Source organism: Mesorhizobium sp. M7A.F.Ca.CA.004.12.1.1 (genome assembly GCF_003997835.1).
GTDB lineage: Bacteria > Pseudomonadota > Alphaproteobacteria > Rhizobiales > Rhizobiaceae > Mesorhizobium.
The window spans coordinates 1-4,284 of record NZ_RZRK01000534.1; the positions used below are offsets into that span (position 1 = coordinate 1).

Consider the following 4,284-nt stretch of genomic DNA (forward strand, 5'->3'; position numbering starts at 1 on the left):
AGGTTGTCCGTACGGCTCTCCAGGACGCGGCCTCGGTCGCCGGCCTGCTGGTCACCACTGAAGCCATGATCGCGGAGGCTCCGAAGAAGGAGTCGGCTGGCGGCGGCGGCATGCCTGGCGGCATGGGCGGCGGCATGGGCGGCATGGGCGGCATGGACTTCTAATCCAGCCAATCTGGCTAAGCTTACGGAAAGGGCGCCGAAAGGCGCCCTTTTTGTTCTGCCAGGACGTTTACTTCACTAATAGCACTGCCAGGACTTGAATTGGGGCGACACACCGCGCGGAACGCTTGGCGCGACATTGAACTAATGTTTCCGCTGGCATCAGGCGCGTCGCGACATCAGGACCCCGGCGATGATGGTATCTCGGCCGCGGAAATCGCCGTGTCGCGATTGCGGCCTGCTCCAGCGAGCACCGCCTGCTCGATCAGCGCTGCGACCTCATCGGCCACAGCCTGCACCGGGGCGCGGTCGTGGGTGGCGCGGGCGATCACCATCAGCCCCTCCAGCGACGATTCGACCAGCAGTGCCAATGCATGCGCGCGGCGCTCGGGCACCCCTGCCCTGACGAAGGCGTCCCGCAGCAGGCCTATCCACTGTTCGAAGGCCGAGCGGCACAACTCCGCCAGTTCCGGCACGTCGGTGGGCGAGTCCAGCACGACAGGCGCGATCGGACAGCCGAGCGAAAACTGGTTGTCTTCCAGCATGCGTCCCACCGACTGGTAGATATGATGGACAGCCACCGCCGGATACTTTTCGGCAGCCAGCGCTTCGCCCAGCCTCTCCGTCACGTCGGCAACGCTGGCCCGCGTCACCTCGATGACCAGTTGGTCCTTGCCGCCGGGAAAATGAAAATAGAGCGAGCCCCGCGGTGCGCCGCTGGCGCTCAATATGTCGTTGAGCGAGGTGCCGTGATAGCCGCGCTGCCTGAGCAGCAGCCCAGTCGTCTCGAGTATGCGGGTGCGGGTGTCGTTGGCCATGTCAACCTCTGTCAGCAGGAATCATTATAGGCCTTGCGCAAAATATGACAATCGGTCTACATAATATGTAGACCAGTCTATATATTTCTCGGGAGAACGACATGCGGAGCTACCGTCTCGAAGGGTCTGGGACCGAACCCCTGATGCTGCGCGACACGGCGCAGCCGGAGCCGAGGCCGCATGAGATCGTGGCGCGCGTTCGCGCCACCTCGCTCAACCGGCGCGATACGATGATCCTCAACGGCACCTATCCGCTGCCGCCGCGCCAAGGCGTCCGCTGAGCGACGGGGCCGGTGACATTGTCGCCATCGGCGATACCGTCACCCGCTTTGCCGTAGGCGACCGCGTGACCGGCAGCTATTCCCCCGATGGATCGACGGCCGCATCCATGCCGGCCTCGTCGACCAACTCGGCTGCACGCTGGATGGCATGCTGACCGAATACGCCGTTCTCGACGAACAATGGGCGGTGCGCTTGCCCGATCATCTCGACTGGCATGAGGCGGCAACGCTGACCTGTGCCGGCCTGACCGGCTGGAATGCCGTGACGGGCGCCGGAATTCCGAAGCCCGGCCAATGGGTTCTGGTCGTCGGCTCGGGCGGCGTCTCGCTCTTTGCACTGCAGTTCGCCAAGCTGCTCGGCTGCCATGTCGCCGCCGTCACCTCGCGCGGTGAGAAAGCCGACAGGCTGCGGGCGCTGGGCGCCGACCTGGTGATTTCGACATCGGATATGCCGCAATGGGGCGCGACCGTCCGCGACCAGACCGGCGGCATCGATCTCGTCATCGAGACCGGTGGCCCGGCGACCTTCGCCCAGTCGCTGATCGCCAGCACGCTTTACGGGCACATCGTGCTCTTGACGCTGCAGGATGCGAAAGGCGGATCGATCCAGTTGCCGGCGGCACTCTACCAGCGCAGCCTCGCCACCATCAGCCGCCTGTTCGTCGGCAACCGGACCAATCTCGAAGCCATGCTGCGCGCCGTCTCGCAGCATCGCCTGCGGCCCGTCATCGACAAGGTCTTCGCCTTCACCGAGGCCGGCGATGCCTACCGCTATTTCCAGCAGGGCGACGTCTTCGGGAAGGTGATCATCGACGGCGCCTGACCCATCAAGTCCTCAAACCAAGGGAGAACGACAATGACAATTCGTGAAGCCTCGGCCAAATGGCAAGGCACGCTGAAGGAAGGGGCGGGCCGGCTGCGGCTCGGCAGCGGCGTCTTCGAAGGCGCCTATTCCTTCCCGTCGCGCTTCGAGAACGGTCCGGGCACCAACCCGGAAGAGCTGATCGCCGCAGCGCATGCAGGCTGCTTCTCGATGGCGCTGAGCGCCATACTGGGCGGCGCCGGCCATGTTGCCCGCAATATCCACACGATCGCCAAGGTGCATCTCGGCGCGACCGCGGCCGGGCCGACGATCACCCGTATCGAACTCGAAACCGAGGTGGAGGCCGCAGGACTCGCCGCAGATGAATTCGAGCGCCTTGCACAGTCCGCCAAGGCGGGCTGCCTCGTCTCGCGGGCCCTTGCCGGCGTGTCTCAGATCACCCTCAAGGCAACGCTCGTTGAAGCCACCAAAGGCCAATGAAGCCAGGAGGAAGAAGATGACACAGGAGCTTGTCATGGACGCAACCGCGTACGATCTGTCCCAGCAGACGGCCGAGATCATGCGGCGCTACAACGACGTATTCCAACGCCATGATCCCTCGGCACTCGCCGAACTGGTGGCTGAGGATTGCGTGATCGAGAACACCGCGCCGGCGCCGGACGGCGCTCGTTTTGCCGGACAAGCGGCGTGCGTCGGGCTTTGGACGGCGATCGCGACTCAGGCCGGCACGCGCTTCGATGTCGAGGAAACCTTCGTTGCCGGCGACCGGGCAACGATCCGCTGGCGCTATTTCATGGCCGACGGCAATTCGCTGCGCGGCGTCAACCTCATGCGCGTGACCGACGGGCGGATCGTCGAAGCGATGGGCTATGTGAAGGGGTAGCGCGCCCGAGCAATTTCCCAAAGGGCATCGCCCGGAACAGCGCAACAAGGCGAGCGGATCAGCAAGACTGAGCCGCTCCCCGTGGCTCTACCGATCCGCCAGCGCCAGCTTCGCGCCAAGCATGACGAAGGCGCCGGCGAAAGTCCGGCGCATCCAGGTCAACACCATTGGCCGCGAGACGACGTGGCTGCGGATCGAGGCGGCGAAGATGCCGTAGCCGACGAAAACCACGAAGGTCAAAAGCATGAAGACGGAACTCAGCTCCAGCATCTTCGACAGCGCGTTGGGCTCCGTGGTGCTGACGAATTGCGGCAGGAAGGCGAAGAAGAAGATCGAAAGTTTCGGATTGAGCACGTTGACGAGGATGCCGGTGGCAATCACCTTGCCGGCCGAACGCGGCGTCACATCCTGGTCGACGCTGAGGCCACCATTTTCCTTGAGTGTGTTCCAGGCCATGTAGAGCAGGTAGGCGACGCCGAGATATTTCAGCGTCTCGAAGGCGAGCGCACTGGTGTGCAGCAGCGCCGCCAGGCCAGTGATGGCAGCGGCCATGTGCGGGATGATGCCGAGCGTGCAGCCGAAGGCGGCGATGACGCTGGCTCGCGCACCGCGCGAGAGGCCGGCGCTCAGCGTGTAGAGAACGCCGGTGCCGGGCGAAGCCACGACAATCAGGGACGTCAACAGAAATTCGATGCTCACGATGGTTCCTCCGGCACCCTACCCAACCAGGAAGGTATCGGGCTGCGGGTCGGCGCACAAGCGGAGGCGATTGGAGATTGGCTACACCGGTAACCCGAGCGCCTGGCGTGCCATCAGGCACTCCTCGTCGCCGGGCATGCAGGCGCGACAGACATCCGGCCGGACGTCGTAGATGCCGCAAGCGGTCGACTTGCCGATCTCGCCGGACAGCGCCGAGCAGCGCACGCCCTCGCAGCGCATGCCTGACAGGTCAGATGCGACATATTTTTCCGGGATACGGTCGAGCTGTGCGTCATCCTCGGTGGAAAAGCGCGGCCACTCGGCCGAATAGGAACAGCAGGCACCGCAGCTTTGGCAATCGAAGGTGCCGTGTTGCGACGACAAAACGCTCGCGGCGGCCCCCAGGGCGGACAGCCCCGGCGCGGCGGGGTTTTGATCGGCGTCTTGCGGCAAGGCGCTATTTCTTCTTAGCCGTCTCGCCCTTCGAATCCGCCGGCGACTTGAACAGATCGGTCGCGGCCTCGGTGGCGTCGCCGGCTTTCGGCGCGGCAACCGGCTTGGCCGGTTTTGCCGCAGCACCCGAGGCTGCCGTCTGATCCTTGGAGGAGAATTTTATGGC

Annotated in this window: 7 protein-coding genes; 4 read left to right on the forward strand and 3 right to left on the reverse strand. The window is 64.4% G+C overall.

Going from position 1 to position 4,284, the window contains the following annotated elements; translation table 11 throughout:
• Positions 1 to 340: 340 nt before the first annotated feature.
• Positions 341 to 979 (reverse strand): TetR/AcrR family transcriptional regulator, encoded by a 639-nt coding sequence (locus tag EN984_RS24405; RefSeq protein WP_127272631.1) that lies wholly within the window; start codon positions 977 to 979, stop codon positions 341 to 343.
• Positions 980 to 1,080: 101 nt separating this feature from the next.
• Here EN984_RS24405 and EN984_RS38985 point away from each other — a divergent pair, with 101 nt between their 5' ends.
• The 4 genes from EN984_RS38985 (at position 1,081) to EN984_RS24420 (ending at position 2,966) form a co-directional block, all read left to right on the forward strand.
• Positions 1,081 to 1,260 carry a hypothetical protein gene (locus tag EN984_RS38985; RefSeq protein ID WP_236383100.1) on the forward strand — a complete coding sequence of 60 codons (180 nt, stop codon included), beginning with the start codon at positions 1,081 to 1,083 and terminating at the stop codon, positions 1,258 to 1,260.
• Between the two features lie 148 nt (positions 1,261 to 1,408).
• Positions 1,409 to 2,083, forward strand: a complete 675-nt coding sequence (locus tag EN984_RS24410) for an NAD(P)-dependent alcohol dehydrogenase (RefSeq protein ID WP_236383101.1) — start codon at positions 1,409 to 1,411, stop codon at positions 2,081 to 2,083.
• Positions 2,084 to 2,116: 33 nt separating this feature from the next.
• On the forward strand, positions 2,117 to 2,563 hold the full coding sequence (locus EN984_RS24415) for an OsmC family protein (RefSeq protein ID WP_127270581.1): 447 nt from the start codon (positions 2,117 to 2,119) through the stop codon (positions 2,561 to 2,563).
• 16 nt (positions 2,564 to 2,579) lie between these two features.
• A complete protein-coding gene (locus tag EN984_RS24420; RefSeq protein WP_127270583.1) occupies positions 2,580 to 2,966 on the forward strand; it encodes a nuclear transport factor 2 family protein in 387 nt (128 codons plus the stop codon).
• A gap of 87 nt (positions 2,967 to 3,053) precedes the next feature.
• Here EN984_RS24420 and EN984_RS24425 read toward each other — a convergent pair whose 3' ends face one another.
• Both EN984_RS24425 and EN984_RS24430 read right to left on the reverse strand, forming a co-directional pair.
• Positions 3,054 to 3,665: a LysE family translocator gene (locus EN984_RS24425; RefSeq protein WP_127270585.1), complete on the reverse strand. Its 612-nt coding sequence runs from the start codon at positions 3,663 to 3,665 to the stop codon at positions 3,054 to 3,056.
• Positions 3,666 to 3,746: 81 nt separating this feature from the next.
• Positions 3,747 to 4,070 carry a YkgJ family cysteine cluster protein gene (locus EN984_RS24430; protein ID WP_164749099.1) on the reverse strand — a complete coding sequence of 108 codons (324 nt, stop codon included), beginning with the start codon at positions 4,068 to 4,070 and terminating at the stop codon, positions 3,747 to 3,749.
• Positions 4,071 to 4,284: the final 214 nt, after the last annotated feature.